13 protein-coding genes are annotated in these 20,033 nt (G+C 53.8%); 4 read left to right on the forward strand and 9 right to left on the reverse strand.

Annotated features, from left to right (window positions below):
- Positions 1-94: 94 nt before the first annotated feature.
- From HP572_RS13985 to glyA, 4 genes are all read right to left on the reverse strand, one after another.
- On the reverse strand, positions 95-1,198 hold the full coding sequence (locus HP572_RS13985; protein ID WP_240583536.1) for a nickel/cobalt transporter: 1,104 nt from the start codon (positions 1,196-1,198) through the stop codon (positions 95-97).
- Positions 1,189-1,848, reverse strand: coding sequence for a DUF1007 family protein (locus HP572_RS13990; protein WP_240583537.1), 660 nt, complete (start codon positions 1,846-1,848; stop codon positions 1,189-1,191). The genes HP572_RS13985 and HP572_RS13990 overlap by 10 nt, the downstream gene beginning before the upstream one ends.
- Positions 1,849-1,891: 43 nt before the next feature.
- Positions 1,892-3,052 carry a 3-phenylpropionate MFS transporter gene (locus HP572_RS13995; RefSeq protein ID WP_205550201.1) on the reverse strand — a complete coding sequence of 387 codons (1,161 nt, stop codon included), beginning with the start codon at positions 3,050-3,052 and terminating at the stop codon, positions 1,892-1,894.
- 320 nt (positions 3,053-3,372) lie between these two features.
- The gene (gene glyA / locus HP572_RS14000) at positions 3,373-4,626 is read right to left on the reverse strand and encodes a serine hydroxymethyltransferase (protein ID WP_014916229.1); all 1,254 of its coding nucleotides are present in this window, start codon (positions 4,624-4,626) and stop codon (positions 3,373-3,375) included.
- A 360-nt stretch (positions 4,627-4,986) separates the two neighbouring features.
- Here glyA and hmpA point away from each other — a divergent pair, with 360 nt between their 5' ends.
- From hmpA to pemA, 3 genes are all read left to right on the forward strand, one after another.
- A complete protein-coding gene (hmpA, locus tag HP572_RS14005) occupies positions 4,987-6,177 on the forward strand; it encodes an NO-inducible flavohemoprotein (protein ID WP_240583538.1) in 1,191 nt (396 codons plus the stop codon).
- A gap of 483 nt (positions 6,178-6,660) precedes the next feature.
- A complete protein-coding gene (paeY, locus tag HP572_RS14010) occupies positions 6,661-8,343 on the forward strand; it encodes a pectin acetylesterase PaeY (protein WP_240583539.1) in 1,683 nt (560 codons plus the stop codon).
- Between the two features lie 72 nt (positions 8,344-8,415).
- On the forward strand, positions 8,416-9,522 hold the full coding sequence (pemA, locus tag HP572_RS14015; protein WP_371745274.1) for a pectinesterase PemA: 1,107 nt from the start codon (positions 8,416-8,418) through the stop codon (positions 9,520-9,522).
- An 83-nt stretch (positions 9,523-9,605) separates the two neighbouring features.
- On the opposite strand, the gene glnB is transcribed toward pemA, so the two are convergent.
- From glnB to purL, 5 genes are all read right to left on the reverse strand, one after another.
- Positions 9,606-9,944, reverse strand: coding sequence for a nitrogen regulatory protein P-II (gene glnB, locus HP572_RS14020; RefSeq protein ID WP_005970202.1), 339 nt, complete (start codon positions 9,942-9,944; stop codon positions 9,606-9,608).
- A gap of 107 nt (positions 9,945-10,051) precedes the next feature.
- The gene (gene glrR, locus HP572_RS14025) at positions 10,052-11,389 is read right to left on the reverse strand and encodes a two-component system response regulator GlrR (RefSeq protein ID WP_010280116.1); all 1,338 of its coding nucleotides are present in this window, start codon (positions 11,387-11,389) and stop codon (positions 10,052-10,054) included.
- A complete protein-coding gene (qseG, locus tag HP572_RS14030) occupies positions 11,386-12,237 on the reverse strand; it encodes a two-component system QseEF-associated lipoprotein QseG (RefSeq protein ID WP_240583540.1) in 852 nt (283 codons plus the stop codon). The genes glrR and qseG overlap by 4 nt, the downstream gene beginning before the upstream one ends.
- 18 nt (positions 12,238-12,255) lie before the next feature.
- Positions 12,256-13,692, reverse strand: a complete 1,437-nt coding sequence (locus tag HP572_RS14035; protein ID WP_039503231.1) for a HAMP domain-containing sensor histidine kinase — start codon at positions 13,690-13,692, stop codon at positions 12,256-12,258.
- A gap of 708 nt (positions 13,693-14,400) precedes the next feature.
- A complete protein-coding gene (gene purL, locus HP572_RS14040; protein ID WP_240583541.1) occupies positions 14,401-18,285 on the reverse strand; it encodes a phosphoribosylformylglycinamidine synthase in 3,885 nt (1,294 codons plus the stop codon).
- Between the two features lie 216 nt (positions 18,286-18,501).
- Here purL and mltF point away from each other — a divergent pair, with 216 nt between their 5' ends.
- A complete protein-coding gene (gene mltF, locus HP572_RS14045; protein WP_240583542.1) occupies positions 18,502-20,010 on the forward strand; it encodes a membrane-bound lytic murein transglycosylase MltF in 1,509 nt (502 codons plus the stop codon).
- The last annotated feature ends 23 nt before the right edge of the window (positions 20,011-20,033 follow it).

Raw genomic sequence — 20,033 nt, forward strand, 5'->3', positions numbered from 1 at the left:
TTATAAATGATAATAGTTATCATTATTGAAATGATATCCTGCCGTGATTATCCGAAGCAATGGGTTTTTAGCGCAGCGTTAATAAAAGGTAAAATTAGCCGGAGAATGGCCGAATGCCGCCCATCATTGCGGGCTGTGCGCTGAGGTAAAGCAGGACACCGGAGCCAACTAAAACCAGCCCGCCGGCAAACGCCAGAAGAGAAAACGTCGCACGCTGCCACACGGGCGAGGCACGGTTTGCACCTAAGCGCTCAACCACGCGACGACAGTAAAAAACCAACACGGCCAGTGCCGAGATCGTGATCGCCGTTCCAGCCGCCATCACTAGCGCAGAGGCGACGCCCCACCAATACACGCCGATCACTTTAGAGAAAAGCAGCACCAGAATAGCGCCGGAACACGGGCGCATTCCCATCGCCAGCACAATCATCAGGCGCGTACGCCAGCTGCTGTCGCGCTCAAGTTCTTCATTGCTCGGGAGATGGCGGTGCCCGCAGCCGCAGTCGGCATCGTGTTGATGAGAAGAAGAGGAAAGCGCAGGCGCCGGGCGAAGCACCATACGTTTATCGGTTGGTACGTTAAACTGGCTGACGTGAGAAGGGGTTACGTGCAAAGGCGTTACACGCAAAATCGTCGCCGGTTTAGGCTGCCGCACAACGGCGATATACAGCTGTTTCAACGCGCGGAAACAGAGCAGCAGCCCGAGCCCCGCCACCAGCACAAAGCTCCCCTTTTCCATCCAGAAACTGCTGTTATGCAACGTTCGGCTGGATAACTGCAAGATCCCTAATACTATGGTCACCAGCGCTACCGCCATCAGCCCCTGAACCAGCGACGCGGCAAGCGTCAACTTCAGGCTGCTTTTCAGCTTCGACGGGTGTGTCGCCAGATAGGTCATGATGACGACTTTGCCGTGCCCCGGCCCGACGGCATGAAGCACGCCATAGACCAGACTGAACATCATCAGACTCAGCCCCGCCTGATGCGGCTGCTGTTCCACCATCTGCAATAGGTGCGACATCTGCTGATGCAGCGACTTCTGCCAGATCGCGCTTTGCAGCACGATTTGCGGCCAGTATCCCACGATGTAATGCAGCGCCGAGACCAGCAGCGCCAAGAACAGCCACAGCGGCCACAGATCGCGCAATCGACTCAACAGCGAGCGCTGACGCGGCAGTGAGCCGAGGTTCACTGACATTGCAACGTCACCCGCTGCGCAAACTGTTTCCCTAGCTCCATGTCTTCATCCGGCGCATCGTTCTTATCCAGCGACAGCGCATAGGATTGCAGTTCAGCGTTAGGTTCCGGCGTGACGAGTGAGATTTTACAACGTGAAGCCAGCGCTGGCGCCAGCGTAACGGCCTTATCGTTCTGGTAGGACATATCGACAAAGTAGGTAGGATCGTAAGTAGAAATCAGCAAAGGCTTGCCGGCCAGCGGCTGTGGATGCGCCAGCGGCAGCACAAACTCCAGTACCGCCTGATTGCCTTTGCGGGAAAGGTGATATTCGGTTGGCATCGGCGCATATTTCACGGGCTGACCATCACGGTAAATATCGGTGAAATAGTGCTGTCCTAACACATTCGCCATCACTTCCGCCGCCAGCTTTTTCCAGACTTCAGAGTCCTTCTTGGCCTTCCCAGCATCATACAACAGGTCGGCAGACGTGATGGGATCCATCGTCCACAGCATGCGTAAACCGGTGATGTTGTCGTTCTGGCTCTCAACTGTCGTCTGCATATCAATAAAACTGTGTGGGTGAGCGAAAACGGGCTGGCCGAACGCCAGACCTGTCATCAGCAACGTTATCCGTCCGCACCATCGTTTCAAAGCGTTATAATGTAACATTATTTTTACCATACTGCGTTATATTGACAATGCACGCCATTTCTTATGCTTTTCCGGCCACAGAGTGATGACTGACAGAAGGCCGAATAAACAGGGCCGGAACCGCCAGCAGCGCCATCACCCAAAACGTGCCACCCTGCAAGTGTTCAAACAGGAAACCGGACACCATCGTCATCACCGCGATACTTCCGCCCATCGCCAGCGCGGAATACACCGCCTGTAACCGCAGGATGTCACCACCGGTGCGTGCGGCGATAAAGCGCATGGCGGCCAGATGGCAGACGGTGAAGGTGCCACAGTGCAATATCTGTATCACAATCAGCCATGGCAGAGCCACCGTCGCGCCCATCAAGCCCCAGCGCACCACGCCACATACGGCAGAGAGCAAAAGAAGCTGTCTGGCGCTCCAACGTCGGAACAGGCGTTGGCTGAAGGTAAAGATAACAATCTCCGCGACCACGCCTAACGACCAGAGATAGCCAATAATCGAGGCGGAATAGCCCGAATCCTGCCAGTAAATGACGCTGAAACCATAGTAAGCCGCATGTGCGCCTTGCAGCAGCGACACACAAAGCAGGAAGCGCCATACTGCGGGTTCAGTCAGCAAGGTTTTCCACGGCGTCACGCTAACCGACTGCGCTGTCGACGTTGCCGCTTGCGGCATCACGCTAGGGCGAAGCAGCATGCCCAACAGCATGACGGCCAGTCCCGCGCTGAGGATTGCCAGAATCGCGGGGTGTCCCCAAATAGCGACCAATTCCCCCGTCGCCGCAGAAGCGATAACAAACGCGATCGAACCCCAGACGCGAACCTTGCCGTAATCCATCACAATCTGCCGCTGCCACGTCGCGGCTAATGCATCCGTCAGTGGTACCAGCGGCGCAAAAAACAGGTTAAACCCGATCATCACTATCATCAGCCACAGCCAGGCATTCCCCAGCCAGAAACCGACAGCCAGCGCCAGTGACAGCAACGCCAGTCCACGTAATACCGTAATCAATTTGGACGGATCTTTCACGCTGGGCGTGATGACCAGACTGCCGACGAAGCGCGCCACCAGCCCCGCGCCCAGCAGCATGCCGATCGACTCGGCAGACAGCCCCTCGCCTTTCAGCCACCCGCCCCAAAATGGCAGGAAAACGCCATAGCAAAAAAAGTAGGTGAAATAGCTCAGCGCCAACCAGCGCGTCGATTGCAAAACCATGATGTCTCCCTTTCGATGACGAACTCCCCTAGCCTCGCCTCTTTTTTGCTAGCTACTCTTTTTTGCTGGCTACTCTGTCAGAGAGCACACGGCGGTGCAACGCGTTATTCACCATTAAACGTGAACGGGGATAGTGTCATGATGCGACGGCTCGAAGGATGGCGGCCAGGGATGCCGCCATAAAAAAACGTGAGGAACGTTTTTCAACGTCGCTTGCGACGGCCCGAAGGGTGGCGGCCGGATGGCCGCCATAAAAAACGCCAGCACTCAGGCTGGCGTTTAGGACGTGTTCCGACAGTGATGTCAGAGAAAATGCCGAATTATGCGTAAACCGGGAAGCGGGCGCAGATCTCCAGAACTTTCTGTTTCACTCGCTCAATGGTCGCTTCGTCGTTGATGTTGTCCAACACATCACAGATCCAGCCAGCCAGTTCACGCACTTCCGCTTCTTTAAAGCCGCGACGGGTTGCCGCTGGCGTACCGATACGGATACCGGAAGTCACGAACGGGCTCTTCGGATCGTTAGGCACGCTGTTTTTGTTCACGGTGATGTTTGCACGGCCCAGCGCAGCATCAGCTTCTTTACCAGTCAGGTTTTTGCTCACCAGATCCAGCAGGAACAGGTGGTTGCTGGTTCCACCAGAAACCACGTTGAAACCACGTGACAGGAAGACTTCAACCATTGCTTTGGCGTTTTTCGCGACTTGCTGCTGGTAAACCTTGAATTCAGGCTCCATCGCTTCTTTCAGCGCAACCGCTTTACCGGCGATAACGTGCATCAACGGGCCGCCCTGACCGCCAGGGAATACCGCAGAGTTCAATTTCTTGTACAGCTCTTCGTCGCCGCCTTTCGCCAGAATCAGGCCACCGCGTGGACCAGCCAGCGTTTTGTGCGTGGTGGTGGTCACGATGTGAGCATGAGGAACCGGGTTAGGGTAAACATCCGCGGCAATCAGGCCAGCAACGTGTGCCATATCAACAAACAGGTAAGCACCGATGCTGTCAGCGATTTCGCGCATCTTCGCCCAGTCAACGACGCCAGAGTAAGCAGAGAAACCGCCGACGATCATTTTTGGCTTGTGCGTACGCGCCAGTTCAGCCATTTCGTCGTAGTCGATCTTACCGCTTTCGTCGATGCCGTAAGGAATGACGTTATACAGTTTACCTGACAGGTTAACCGGAGAACCGTGCGTCAGGTGACCACCGTGCGCCAGGTTCATACCCAGAATGGTGTCGCCCGGCTGCAGCAGCGCAGTGTAAACGGCAAAGTTAGCCTGAGAGCCAGAGTGCGGCTGCACGTTGGCATAATCTGCACCGAACAGCGCTTTCGCACGATCGATCGCCAACTGCTCAACGATGTCAACGTACTCACAGCCGCCGTAGTAACGCTTGCCCGGATAACCTTCAGCATACTTGTTCGTCAGCTGAGACCCTTGAGCCTGCATAACGCGTGGGCTGGTGTAGTTTTCTGACGCAATCAGTTCGATGTGCTCTTCCTGACGCACCACTTCTTGCTCCATTGCTTGCCACAGGTCGGCATCATAATCGGCAATGTTCATTTCACGCTTTAACATCCGGATCTCCTGACTCAGCTAACATAAATATACTGGGAATTAATGGCCCATTTGGGAATTGGGCTACCCTTTTGGGGAATGGCGTATAGTGTAAACCGTTTTTCCCTAATGAAGATAGGTCTTGACAGAGGTTTTTACGCAAACGATTAGCTACAGGCAGCACAAGGCTTCAGCAAATATCTGCTGCGCAGTGGTAAACGGATTTTTCTTCATTCTCAACCTGCTATTTCTTCATGTTATTCCCTTTGGCTCCGCCTAAAAACCCCTACCACCAAAAAGGTAATTTACAGCGGCGGACAAACCCAATAAGATGCATATAAAATACAACTTATAAGTCATGCCAATAAATAAGGAGTCACCATGCTGGATAGCCAAACTATCGCCATCGTTAAGTCAACCATTCCTCTGCTGGCGGAAACAGGCCCGAAACTGACCGCACACTTCTACGACCGCATGTTTATGCATAACCCTGAGCTCAAAGATATTTTTAACATGAGCAATCAGCGCAATGGCGATCAGCGTGAAGCGTTGTTCAATGCCATCTGTGCTTATGCGACGAATATTGAAAACCTGGCCGCGCTGCTGCCTGCGGTTGAGCGTATCGCCCAGAAGCATGCCAGCTTTAACATTCAGGCCGATCAGTATCAGATCGTGGGTAATCACTTATTGGCAACGCTGGATGAACTGTTTAGCCCAGGGCAAGAAGTACTGGATGCCTGGGGTAAAGCCTATGGCGTGCTGGCGAATGTCTTCATTCAGCGCGAAGGCGATATCTACCGCAGCACCGAAGCGCAAAACGGCGGCTGGAGCGGCGTGCGACCTTTCCGTATTGTGAACAAGCAGCCGCAAAGCTCGGTGATTACCAGCTTCACGTTGGAACCCACCGACGGCCAGCCTATTGCTGATTTTCAACCGGGCCAGTATCTGGCGGTTTACATCAAGCATGACAGTTTTGCCAACCAGGAGATTCGCCAATACTCTCTGACTCACGCACCAAATGGAAAATCCTACCGGATTGCAGTGAAACGTGAAGCACAGGGCACCGTTTCCGGCTATCTGCATGATACCGCGCGTGAAGGCGATATCATTCATCTGGCGGCTCCGCACGGCGATTTCTTCCTTGATATCCCCGCTTCCACGCCGGTTGCCCTGATTTCTGGCGGCGTAGGGCAAACCCCGATGCTGGGCATGTTGCATACGCTCAAGCAGCAGAATCATCAGGCAAAGGTGCTATGGCTGCATGCAGCAGAAAATGGCACGGCGCATGCGTTTGCGGATGAAACCGGAAAAACGGGACAGTCGCTGCCACAGTTCCAGCACCACATCTGGTATCGGGAACCGCAGAAGGCCGATCGTCCGGGCGAAGACTATCATCACAGCGGGCTGATGCAGTTGGCCTCGTTAAAAGATGAATTAACCACGCCAGATATGCACTACTACCTGTGCGGCCCCGTGGTTTTCATGCAGTTTATCGCACAGCAGCTGCTGGCTATGGGTATCCTCGCTGAGCAACTGCATTACGAATGTTTTGGTCCGCATAAAGTTGTCTAACCCTCATTGATAACGGATCAAACCCAAAGGCCGCTTTTGCGGCCTTTTTTTCATCTTTCAGAAAACCACCAGAACATACCCTAAATAATTCAAGTTGCGTGAAGGCGGCAACTGCGCGAATCCCCAGGAGCTTACTACAGGTAAGTGACTGGGGTGAGTAAGGGCGGCCAACGCGCAAGCAGCTTGAAGTATGACGGGTATAAAACACCTTATTGATCACAAATCTATATGCCAATACGGCAGTGCTCCGCTAAAAAAGAGGTGGGTCACAAAAAACAAGGTCTTATTAAAATAACATTTCATTTTTAATGAATAGTTATTTCATCAAAGAAGCCTCGTTTAGGCATAGGCTTGGGTGCACAATAAAAGCCCGACGTTCTCGCTAAAGGCCGTGACAAGAGCGATAAAAAACAGCGACCTTCCTTTGATAACGCCTGGGTTCATTAACCGTTTTCGACTAACCAACAAGGGATATGTCTGACCATGGCAAAACGTTTTTCAGAAAGTGTAGCTTTAGCTCTGATACTTTCCGCCCCTTTCACACTGGTACACGCTAAAACGCCCGCCGCGGCATACCAGACCACCGCACCGGACAGCGTTAACTTACTGTCGGGTTCAACGCTGGGTGAAAAAACTGGCTTATCCGGTAATGTCACCGTACGGGATATTCATCTGCCTGCCACCATCATTATCAGAGACCAGCAAGGTCAGAAGCGGCAGACACAGACCGATGAGCAGGGAAAATATCACCTCGATGTCTCTGGCCTCACACCGCCGCTACGTCTGTTAGCCATCGAATCCGGCGGCAATAACTGCCTGCTGAATAATATTTCCCGTGCAATCTGCCTGTCCGCTGTCGCCCCGTCATTACATGACGGTAAAGAGAATATTGCCAATATCAACCCGCTGACTGACCGCATTACCTCAGATATTGCGGTGGCAGCAGGCTACATTGGTCCACAGCAGCTAACGGACGACACGGCATCACCGAAACTGGACACCGCCGCATGGAAAAAAGCCTACGCCGATTTTCATGCAGGCTTTAATGACGCGTTAAAACAGGTAGGCGTCAGCGCGCCCAAGAGTTTCGACCCTCTGACCTACCCCGCGGCCCAGCAGGATGCGGTCACCAAAATCGTCAGCGTCATTAACCATACCCGCAATTATCACAACGACACCGGCCATTCTGGCCATACGGTACTGACCGACAGCGCGTTCCATCCCATCGTCGGCCTGAATAATAAAGGCGATTATGAACCTCTGGATTACCGTTCTGCCCGCCAGAGTCTGGACGCGATCCAGAAAGCGCAAACCCGCATTTTCATCGTTGGCGACTCAACCGCGGCAACCTATGAAAAAATGCGCTTCCCACGCATGGGATGGGGTCAGGTTTTTGAACAGCAGTTCAGTAAAAACAGCGGTGTAAAAGTCGTCAATGGCGCACGTGCAGGCCGTAGCTCACGCGACTATTTCTACGAAGGCTGGTTCCGCCAGATGCAGCCGCTGATGAAAGAGGGTGATTTCCTGTTTATCCAAATGGGGCACAACGATCAAAACTGCAACAGTGCAAAAGCGGTACGTGGCCCGGCGGATGTCGCTAACCTGTGTACTTACCCGAACGATGCCGCAGGGAAAAAGCAGGCACCGCAGGGGAAAGCCGATATGTCATTCCAGACATCGCTGGAGCGCTACATCACTTTCGCCCGCCAGCACAAACTCACACCGGTTCTGCTTACCCCGACCACCCGAGTAAAAACGGCTGACGGGAAAAACGGCACGCCAGCGGTACACAGTCATTTCACCAAGCAAAACGCGGAAAATGGCTATGCTTTCGTCGGCGATTACAGCCAGACCATCAGGAATACGGCTGCAGATAACAAGGTGATTTTGCTGGACGTTGAACCCGCCACTATCGCGCTGGCGAACCAGGGCAACAGCGACCATTGGAAACAATACTGGCTGGTGATCGATCCTAAACAATACCCTTACTATCGCGATCAAGCCGGTAGCCTGAGCAAACCGGATACCACCCATTTTCAGAAAAAAGGCGCTATCGCCGTGGCAGGGATTGTCGCCGACGCCATTCGGCAGGAACCCGCTTTAGCGTCGCTGGCGGAAAAAACGGCCAGCAAACACAAAGTAGTCATTAGTCAGGCAAAACGATAAGACCGAACCGCGCGCGGCGTTACATCGTCGCGCGTTATATACCCTTCCCTTACCGATTACAGGACTCTGGACATGATAAACGCCTCACACCTCCGCAAAACGCTGACCTTAGCCATGTTGATTTCCTCGCCCTGGGCGCTAGCGCAGGCTGCCGACTACAATGCGCTGGTTTCCAGCAACGCAGGGGACGCCAAAGCCTACAAAACCATCTCTGAAGCCATCGCCAGCGCCCCGGCAGACAGTTCGCCGTTTGTGATCTATGTGAAAAATGGCGTGTACCACGAGCGCCTGACCATTACGCGCCCCAACATTCACCTACAGGGTGAAAGCCGTGACGGCACCGTGATCACCGCGACCACCGCCGCTGGGATGCTCAAACCCGATGGCAGCAAGTGGGGAACCTATGGCAGTAACACAGTGAAAGTCGATGCGCCCGATTTCAGCGCTCGTTCACTGACCATCAACAATGGTTTTGATTATCCGGCCAATCAGGCTAAAGCTAACGATGACCCGACCAAATTAAAAGACTCGCAGGCCGTTGCGCTGCTGGTTGCCGAAAATAGCGATCGGGCGTGGTTCCATGATGTCAGCCTGACGGGCTATCAGGACACGCTCTATGTGAAAGGGGGACGCAGCTTCTTCTCACAATGCCGAATCAGCGGCACCGTTGATTTCATCTTTGGTAACGGGACTGCGCTGTTTGACGACTGCGACATTGTCGCGCGTAACCGTACCGACGTGAAAGATCAGCCGATTGGCTATCTCACCGCGCCCAGCACCGATATTAAACAAAAATATGGCTTGGTCATTATCAATAGCCGGGTGACGAAAGAACAAGACGTCCCAGCGAACAGCTATGGCCTGGGCCGCCCTTGGCACCCTACGACTACCTTTGACGATGGGCGCTATGCCGATCCTAACGCGATCGGCCAGACCGTGTTCCTGAACACCAGCATGGATGACCACATTTATGGCTGGGACAAAATGTCAGGCAAAGATAAACAAGGCGAGAAAATCTGGTTCCATCCGCAGGACTCACGCTTTTTCGAGTATAAATCCAGCGGTAAAGGGGCTGAGAAAAACGATCAGCGCCGTCAGTTAAGCGATGCGGAAGCGGCAGAATACACCGCAGACAAGGTGCTGGCAGGTTGGGTTCCTACTGCGCCTAAAGGGAAGTAGAAGTAGAAGTAGAGTAGAAGAAATGTGACGAAGCCAGCCCTCTCAGGCTGGCTTCTAAAACGGAACAACGCGAGACGAGGCGATTAAATCGCTTCTTCGTCTTCTTCACCGGTGCGAATACGGACAACGCGCGCCACATCAAAGACGAAGATTTTACCGTCGCCGATTTTACCCGTCTGCGCGGTCTGCGTGATGGTTTCCACACAGGTATCGACGATGTCATCTGACACGACAATTTCGATTTTTACTTTTGGCAGAAAATCGACCATGTATTCTGCACCACGATACAGCTCGGTGTGGCCCTTCTGACGACCAAAGCCTTTAACTTCTGTTACCGTCATCCCTGTGATGCCCACTTCAGCTAACGCTTCACGCACATCGTCCAGTTTGAACGGCTTAATAATCGCATCAATTTTCTTCATGGAGGAACCTTTGTGTTATCTATGTTGCGGCCAAAGCCGAGCATCAGCAAGTGAACAGCATGTCAGAACTCAGGCGGACAATCTACACCCGAACGGCTCTCTCAGCGCTAGTCTTTAAAATCGTTGGCATCCAGCTCGTGGCGGCCCAACAGTTTATAAAATTCCGTTCGGTTACGCCCGGCCATTCGCGCAGCCTGCGTCACGTTACCTTTTGCGATCTGTAATAGTTTTCGCAAATAGTTAAGCTCAAACTGATGACGCGCTTCAACAAACGTTGGCAGGGCGGTATTTTCACCTTCCAGCGCTTGTTCAACCAGCGCATCGCTGATCACCGGTGCGCTGGTCAGCGCCACACACTGTTCGATGACATTCACCAGTTGACGCACGTTACCCGGCCAGCTTGCCGTCATCAAGCGCTTCATCGCATCGGTTGAAAAGGTGCGCACAAAAGGCTTGTGGCGATTAGCAGATTCGCGCAGCAGATGGTTTGCCAGCATCGGGATATCTTCAGCACGTTCATGCAGCGCGGGCAGCTTCATATTCACCACGTTGAGCCGATAATAGAGATCTTCGCGAAATTCGTTTTTCTCCATCGCCTTCGGCAAATCACGGTGCGTGGCGGAGATAATCCGCACGTCAATGTCCAAATCGCGGTTGCTACCCAGCGGGCGGACTTTTCGCTCCTGCAGAACGCGCAGCAGCTTAACCTGTAAGGACAGCGGCATATCGCCGATTTCATCTAAAAACAGCGTGCCGCCTTCCGCCGCCTGAAAAAGCCCTTCACGGCTGCTCACCGCACCGGTAAAGGCTCCTTTCGCATGGCCGAACAACTCCGATTCCAGCAATGGCTCCGGCAGCGCACCGCAGTTAATAGCGATAAAGGCTTTCTTTGCACGCGGGCTTGCCGCATGAATCGCCTGAGCCAGCACCTCTTTCCCTGTTCCGCTCTGGCCGTTAATCAGCACGCTGACGTCCGACTGCGCGACCATTCTGGCCTGCTCCAGCAGACGCAGCATAATCGGGCTGCGCGTCACGATGGTTTCACGCCAGCTTTCATCACCCGCCGGGGCGGACAATGCCAGCGCTTCGTCTATCGCTTTGTAGAGCGCATCGCGGTCAACGGGCTTCGTCAGGAAGCTGAATACGCCCTGCTGTGTAGCCGCAACCGCATCGGGAATGGAACCGTGAGCAGTTAAAATGATCACCGGCATCCCCGGCTGATAGCGCTGAATTTCGGCAAACAGCGCCATGCCATCCATTTCATCCATACGAAGATCGCTGATAACCAGATCGAACGTCTCACGCGTTAACAGCCGCAGCGCCTCCTGGCCACTCTCCGCCGTCATCACGCTAAATCCTTCGCTGGTCAGCCGCATGCCCAACAGTTTCAGCAGGCTGGGGTCATCATCCACGAGCAACAAACTCGCCGTTTTTCGGGCTGTCATTGTCTTGTTGACTCCTTTTTCGTCGTCGCGTTGTCCGTATGTGATTCCATCGGCGGCGTATAGGTGTCATCCGCGTCAACTGGCTCATTTCTGGATTTCGTTGCCGAATTGCGCGAACTGTCTTTATTTGCACTACTGCTATTTGTACCAGAATTCCCGCGACGATCGCCGTCGTTATCCGGCATGTCCCCCGACAGCTGCTTACGAGACGACAGTTGACGCTCAATATCCGTCAGATTTTCCAGTTTCTGCGTGGTTGTTTCTAACTGATATTGCAGGTGACTTTGCTGTACACGCAGAGCGTCTAGCTGCTTGTCGCTGGATTCCTGCAAGCGCTTATAGCGCAGACGCTCATCCGACAGCGCCAAGAACAACGTTTGTCTGTCACGCCAGGTTTGCATCAGCGGGCGCAGCGCCGCAGGGAAAGCCAGACGATATAAATTGATCTGTTCCAGCACCTGACGGCGTTCAGCCTGAGTAATACCAGCATTATCCAGCAGGATGCCCTGCTTAAATATGCTATCCCAACTATCACCCGCAACTTGCCCGGCTTCCTCACGGGCCTGGAACTGTGTTAAACGCCCGGCACAGTCCATCGCCCGCAACCAGTAAAGCGCGTTGTTCATGGATTCACGATCGTCTATCTGCCACAGATGCTCGCATTGCGCGATACGGAAATCGGCAACCTGCTCTTTCGGCGGTGTCGCCTCCGTCTCCAACAACGCCGTGCCGCTGATTACATGGCTATTACACGCAGCCAAAACGAGCGGTGACGACATGACCACCGCTTTCAACAGACGGGAAAATCTTCTACTCGCTAGCCATCCCTTCATAAATCCTACATTCATTCTCTATTCATTCTCGGACTATTCGTTATCGGACAATAAGGGCAGCTCGATGCGGAAACACACATCAGCATAGTCCACGGTAATTAGGCTAAGCTCACCACGCATACGACGAATGCAATCACGCGCGATGCTCAACCCCAGTCCGCTTCCTTTGACTGCACCACGGCGCTGATGGCTGCCCTGATAAAAGGGCTCAAAAATCATGCTCCGCTCTGCATCGGGAATGGGCGTACCATTGTTGGCGACATCAATCTGAACGCGATTGCCAATCTGACGGCTATAAATCCAAATGTTACCGGATTCCTTACCGTAGTGCACCGCATTGGAATAGAGATTATCGATCACTCGCATCAATAGCGTCGTCTCCGCCCAACAGTGATCAACGGCTAGCGTCACATCGGTATGAATCATTTTGGCACGGGCAGGCAAGCTGTGAGAGGCCACGACAATATCGACGATTTCTTCGATTTCCACCCGTTCCAACTCGGTCGGCGTATCCGCAAGCTTGCGATTGTAGTCCAGCAGTTGATCGATCAGCTGTAGCAGGTGGCGACTGCTGCTATCAAGAATAGCAACCACCTCTTTCTGATCGGCAGTCAGTGGACCAACCACCTCATCGGCCAGCAATTCGGTGCCTTCCCGCAGGCTAGCCAGCGGTGTTTTCAGTTCGTGAGAGATGTGTCGTAAAAACTCATGCCGCTGTGATTCGAGCCAGGACAGACGCTCGCTCAACCAGATAATGCGCTGCGCCAGCGTCCGAATTTCACGCGGCCCTTTAAAGGTGCTGGTGTTGCCCAACGATCGCCCTTCTCCAAGGCGGTTGATCATTCGTTCAACGCCATTAACGGGGCCGATAATCATCCGAGTAAAGAGAACCACCAGCAGCACGCTGACCAGAAACAAGAGCAGCGCCTGCCAGCCAAAGAACTGACCGCGTTCGGAAATAGCCTGCTGGAGCTGCTGCCCACGGGAGAAAACGACGTCACGCGTCACCTGCACCATCTGTCCGTTCGCGCGGGAGAACCCTTCCAGCAGGCTAGATGCCGTTTGTTCCGGGCCGCTGTTATGGCAGCGTATTTCACCGAGTTGAGTAAGGAGTTGACGTAGCGTCTGGTAATAACGGGGATCGGGCAGGACCTGCGCGTGCGAATCCAGCATTTGCAAATACTGTTTACGCTGGTTTTGATAAAGCGTCGCCAGCGTCTGATCGTCCAATACGCAGTATTGCCGGTAGCTACGCTCCATCGCCAGCGCGACGCTGGTCATTGCCTCGCTGCGGCGGGCATCCGTCAGCGTTGTCCGGTTAATATCCGCAGCCTGTTCGCTCAGCATGTTCAGGCTTTGATAAGCCTGATAGGCCAGCACCAAGAGCGGCAGCAACACCAGCAAGAACGCCATAATTACTAATTGCCGCAGAGAACGCGGGAATAAACGCCATCGTTTCAAAGAAATCATCTCGTTACCTATCGAATCCGCTCTGATGCTAACTGAGTCTTATAAAAGTTCAACGTTTTCCCTTACGACATGCGCAACGCTTCGCAATGTGGCATGAATACCAATGTAAGGACGGCAAAAATCACGCCGTAAAAACACAATCAGGGGGGATTCACTGGGGAGACGTGGCAGGGTGAAAACGTCACGCGGCCAGAAGAATCACTCCCTCTGGCCGCGTAACTGAATAGGCGGTGCCTCACTCAACGTGTCGCCCGATGCTTGATAACGTTCGTTTTCACGCCCGATTATCGGTCTGGTGGACGATAGGCACCCTTTCTTTTGGCATCATTCCAGATGTTATGAGCGAAAATGTTTGCCAGTTAGCAACGCAATCATAACCAGTTGAATGAGCAACTACAGTTAAAATGCACTTAACATGCCAAGTTCAAGAAATAAAAATCAAGCACATGATTTTTAATAATTTTTATTTAAAAAATCGCAAAAAAACACATAACCCAGAATACAAATAACGAAAATACGCGCAAAAGAGACGATTTATGTCGCTAAAAACAGACAGCTTTATGATGCCATCACACCGCTTATATAAATCAAACAGTTAAATGTCACCAATTAGAGACAGTAAAAAACCTGTCCGTCGCAAAAAAACGACAAACGGAGAAAACAGACGTAAAAAAGGGGCCGAAGCCCCTTTCTCTGACTGACCTAAACTTAGCCCAGCTGTCTACGCGCATTGCGGAACATACGCATCCACGGGCCATCCTCGCCCCACTCTTCCGGGTGCCAGGAGTTACTGACGGTACGGAACACACGCTCAGGGTGCGGCATCATGACGGTTGCCCGACCGCTGGTGCTGGTAACCGCCGTAATACCGTTTGGTGAGCCATTCGGGTTAGCCGGATAGTTCTCGGTTACCTGACCGTAGTGGTTGATATAACGCAGCGCCACCAGGCCGTGCTCTTCAATCGCTGCCAGATGCGCGCCGTCGCGGACTTCAACTTGACCTTCACCGTGTGAAACGGCAATCGGCATGCGCGATCCGGCCATGTCATTCATGAACAACGACGGGCTTTTCTCCACTTCGACCAGGCTGAAGCGCGCTTCAAAGCGATCGGATTTATTGCGGACAAAACGCGGCCAGAGATCGGCGCCCGGAATCAGCTCACGCAGGTTGGACATCATCTGGCAGCCGTTACATACGCCTAGCGCCAGCGTATGTGGACGCAGGAAGAATTCAGCGAATTCATCGCGTACGCGAGAGTTGAACAGAATGGATTTAGCCCAGCCTTCACCCGCGCCCAACACGTCACCATAAGAGAATCCGCCACACGCAACCAGCGCCTGGAAATCCTGCAAGTTACGGCGATTCGCCAGCAGGTCACTCATATGGATGTCGATGGCATCAAAGCCCGCACGGTGGAACGCCGCCGCCATTTCTACGTGAGAATTCACACCCTGCTCACGCAGGACTGCCACTTTAGGACGGACATTTTTAGCAATATAAGGCGCGGCGATATCTTCCTGCGGATTGAAGGTCAGCGACACATTCAGGCCAGGATCGTTATCATCCTGTCTGGCGATGTGTTCCTGATCGGCACACTGCGGGTTATCACGCAGTCGCTGCATCTGCCAGCTGGTTTCAGCCCACCAGCGACGCAGCGTTGAACGGCTTTCCTGATAGACCGCTTCTGCACCCTGATTGATGGTGAAACGCGTGCCTTCTTCAGCATGACCGAGGTAATGCACGCAATCTGCCAGGCCATGCAGTGCCAGAACCGCTTCCACTTCCGCACGACGTGCCGCAGGGATCTGGATGACTGCACCAAGCTCTTCGTTAAACAGCGTCGCCAGCGTATCCTCACCCTGAGACGCGATATCGACAGTCACGCCGCAATGGCCAGCAAACGCCATCTCTGCCAGCGTAACCAGCAGGCCGCCGTCTGAACGGTCGTGGTAGGCCAGAAGCGCTTTATCAGCGACCAGTTGCTGCATGGCATTAAAGAAGCCAGCCAACTGCTCAGGGCTATGCACATCTGCCGTCTTACGACCCAACTGGCGATAAACCTGTGCCAGCGCTGTCGCACCCAGCGCTTTATTGCCTGCACCCAAATCGATGAGCAGCAGCGCATTATCCTGTCCGATACGCAGCTGTGGCGTGACCGTGTTACGCACGTCTTCCACGCGGGAAAACGCAGAGATCACCAGCGACATCGGCGAGGTTACCGCGCGATCTTCGCCCTCTTCCTGCCAGCGGGTTTTCATCGACATAGAGTCTTTACCCACCGGAATCGTCAGACCCAATGCTGGGCACAGCTCCTCACCCACAGCTTTCACCGCATCATACAGTCCGGCATCTTCGCCCGGGTGCCCTGCTGCTGCCATCCAGTTCGCAGACAGCTTCACGCGAGTCAGCGGGCCGATATGCGTGGCAGCAATGTTCGTCAGCGCCTCACCCACCGCCAAACGCGCGGAAGCTGCGAAGTTACGCAGCGCGACTGGCGCACGTTCACCGATAGACATTGCCTCACCGTAATAGCTATCGAGGCTGGCGGTGGTCACCGCGCAGTCAGCCACCGGCACCTGCCACGGACCGACCATCTGATCGCGGGCTACCATACCGGTAACAGAGCGGTCACCGATGGTGATCAGGAAGGTTTTTTCGGCGACAACAGGCAAGTGCAGCACGCGCTCGACCGCTTCTGCCAGATAGATTTCATCACGCTGTAGCGGCGTGCCTTCTACCTGCTTGCGCTCAACGTCACGCAGCATCTTCGGCGTTTTGCCCAGCAGCACATCCAGCGGGAGATCGATAGGCTGGTTGTTGAAGTGACGATCGTTCATCGTCAGATGCAATTCTTCCGTCGCCTCACCAATCACCGCATAAGGCGCACGTTCACGGCGGCAAATTTCATCAAACAGTGCCAGCTGCTCTGGCGCAACGGCCAGAACGTAGCGCTCCTGCGATTCGTTACACCAGACTTCCAGCGGGCTCATGCCCGGCTCGTCGTTCAGAATATCGCGCAGTTCAAAGCGCCCGCCGCGGCCACCGTCACTCACCAGTTCCGGCATGGCATTGGACAGACCGCCCGCTCCGACATCGTGAATGAACAGGATCGGGTTGGCTTCACCCAATTGCCAGCAGCGGTCGATTACTTCCTGACAACGGCGCTCCATTTCTGGGTTATCGCGCTGTACAGAAGCAAAATCCAGATCCGCATCAGACTGACCCGATGCCATAGAAGAGGCTGCACCGCCGCCCAGTCCGATATTCATGGACGGTCCGCCCAGTACAATCAGTTTGGCACCGACGATAATTTCGCCTTTTTTGACGTGATCGGCACGGATGTTACCAATGCCGCCCGCCAGCATGATCGGTTTATGGTAGCCACGCAGTTCGGTGCCATTGTGGCTATCAACACGCTCTTCATAAGTACGGAAATAGCCCGTCAGTGCAGGACGGCCGAATTCGTTGTTGAATGCCGCGCCGCCCAATGGGCCTTCGATCATGATATCCAGCGCGCTGACAATACGCTCTGGCTTGCCGAATTCTTCTTCCCACGGCTGAACAAAGCCAGGAATGCGCAAGTTCGATACAGAGAAGCCCACCAGACCCGCTTTCGGCTTGGAGCCACGGCCTGTCGCGCCTTCGTCACGGATTTCACCACCGGATCCCGTTGCCGCGCCCGGCCACGGTGAAATGGCGGTTGGGTGGTTATGCGTTTCAACCTTCATCAGGATATGGGCGTCTTCCTGATGGTAAGTATATTGCCCGTTGGGATCGGTGTAGAAACGGCCGACGGCGGAACCTTCCATGACGGCGGCGTTATCTTTATAGGCAGAGAGAACGTGATCGGGGGTGTGTTCAAAGGTGTTTTTGATCATTTTGAACAGTGACTTCGGCTGAGTAACGCCGTCGATCACCCAATCCGCGTTGAAAATCTTGTGGCGGCAGTGCTCAGAGTTCGCCTGGGCGAACATATACAGTTCGATATCGTTAGGATTGCGGCCCAGTTTGGTGAAGGCTTCCATCAGATAGTCAATTTCATCTTCTGCCAATGCCAGTCCCAGACGGACGTTCGCCTCTTCCAGTGCCTGACGGCCTTGCAGCAGAATTTCGACACGCTTGAAAGGTGCAGGTTGGTGGTGAGAGAACAGCGCTTCGGCCTGTTTCAGGTCGCTAAATACGCTTTCCATCATGCGGTCATGCAGCAGTGCCCCCAGTTGCTGCCACTGTTCATCGCTCAGCGTAGGCGCATGAATATAGAATGCCAGACCACGCTCCAGACGCAGTACTTTGCTTAACCCACAGTTATGGGCGATATCCGTTGCTTTGGAAGACCACGGCGAAATCGTGCCGGGACGCGGCGTGACCAGTAACAGATGGCCTTGAGGCTCGTGCTCCGCGAGAGAAGGACCATACTTCAGCAAACGTGTCAGTTTGGCCTGTTCATCGTTGTTCAACGGGGCGCTGACATCGGCGAAATGTACGTATTCAGCATAGATATCACTGACCGGCAAAACGTGCTCTTTGCAGCGGACCAGCAATTTATTAATACGAAAAGCCGATAAAGCAGGTGAACCACGCAGTATTTCCATAATCTAAAGTTCTCTCGTCTTCGATGCACTGGCTGCGATACAGCCATGGGGCACAACAGGGGGGAAACGCGCATATTATAGAGAATCCTTCCCTCGGACGAAACCGTTTGCGTGGCGATAATTTCACTTCACGCCCGACGAATGATTAATTGGTGACCAAATCAATAAAAGTTGCACACTGGCGCTTTGTTAAGCAAAATGCCCCCACTCTGGGAAATGACGTATAAAAAAACTGCCGTTACAGACAGCCTGGCCACACGGCCGCCGAGAGATAACTATTTGAAGCCGTTAAAATTAAATTATTTTTTCATCGGGATTATCACGTTACTGCTGGCGTTAGCGCTATGGCCTAGTATTCCCTGGCGCAGTAGTCAGGATGTACAGCTCAGGCAGATCCTCTCACGCGGTGAGTTGCGTATCAGCACGGTCAACTCACCGCTGACTTATGCAATGAGCAACGGATCCCCGACAGGTCTGGACTATGAACTGGCAAAACGGTTCGCCGATTACCTCGGCGTCAAGCTGGTGGTCTCGTCACGCAAGAATCTTGACGAGCTGTTCGACGATCTGGACGGCGACGATGCCGACCTACTGGCTGCCGGGCTGATCTACAACCATGAGCGTCTGGAACGTTTCCGCGCCGGCCCAACCTACTATTCCATTTCACAACAGATGGTGTACCGCCTCGGTTCACCCCGCCCAAAAACGCTGGATAAACTGCAAGGCCGCCTTGTCGTGACGTCGGGCTCCGCCCACGCCGCGACCCTGCGCGATCTAAAAGCAGAGAAATACCCGCAGCTAAGCTGGGAATCGGCTTCCGATCAGAGCACGCAGGAATTACTGAAGCAGGTTGCCGACGGCAAACTGGACTATACGCTGGGTGATTCGGTCACCATCGGCCTGATGCAGCGAATTCATCCGCAGCTTGCCGTCGCTTTCGATCTCAGCGACGAAGAGCCGGTTACCTGGTATATGCGCCGTTCACACGATGACAGCCTGTCCGCCGCGCTGCTGGATTTCTTCAGCCAGATTGTCGAAGACGGCACGCTCGCGCGTCTGGAGGAGAAGTATCTCGGTCACGTTGGCGAATTTGACTATGTCGATACCACCACGTTCCTGAGCGCGATTGATGAAACGCTGCCGGATCTGCGCCCATTATTTGAAAAATACGCCACCGATATCGACTGGAAACTGCTGGCCGCCATCTCCTATCAGGAGTCACACTGGAACCCGCTGGCGACTTCTCCTACCGGCGTGCGCGGGCTGATGATGCTCACGCGCAACACGGCAGAAAGCCTGAACGTCACCGATCGGGTCGACCCTGAGCAAAGTATTCGCGGCGGTGCGCAATATATGTCGCACATGATGCAGAAAATGCCGGACACCATTCCGGAAGATGAAAAAATCTGGTTTGCGCTGGCGTCTTACAACATGGGATACGCTCATCTGCTTGATGCGCGTAAATTGACCGAAAAACAGAAGGGTAACCCCGACAGCTGGGTCGATGTGAAGATGCGCCTGCCGATGCTGAGCCAGAAGCGCTATTACACTCAAACCACCTACGGCTACGCGCGCGGACACGAAGCCTATAACTACGTGGAAAACATTCGGCGTTATATGGTGAGTCTGGAAGGCTATCTGATAGAAAAAGAAGCCAAATTGCAGCAGCAAACCCAGATCGCACAAGGCTATCCGGCCGTGCCTCTCAGCAAGGTACCGGAATAAAGAACCGGAGTAGATCCGTATGA

The organism is Pectobacterium sp. PL64, from assembly GCF_022477975.1.
GTDB classification, from domain to species: domain Bacteria; phylum Pseudomonadota; class Gammaproteobacteria; order Enterobacterales; family Enterobacteriaceae; genus Pectobacterium; species Pectobacterium jejuense.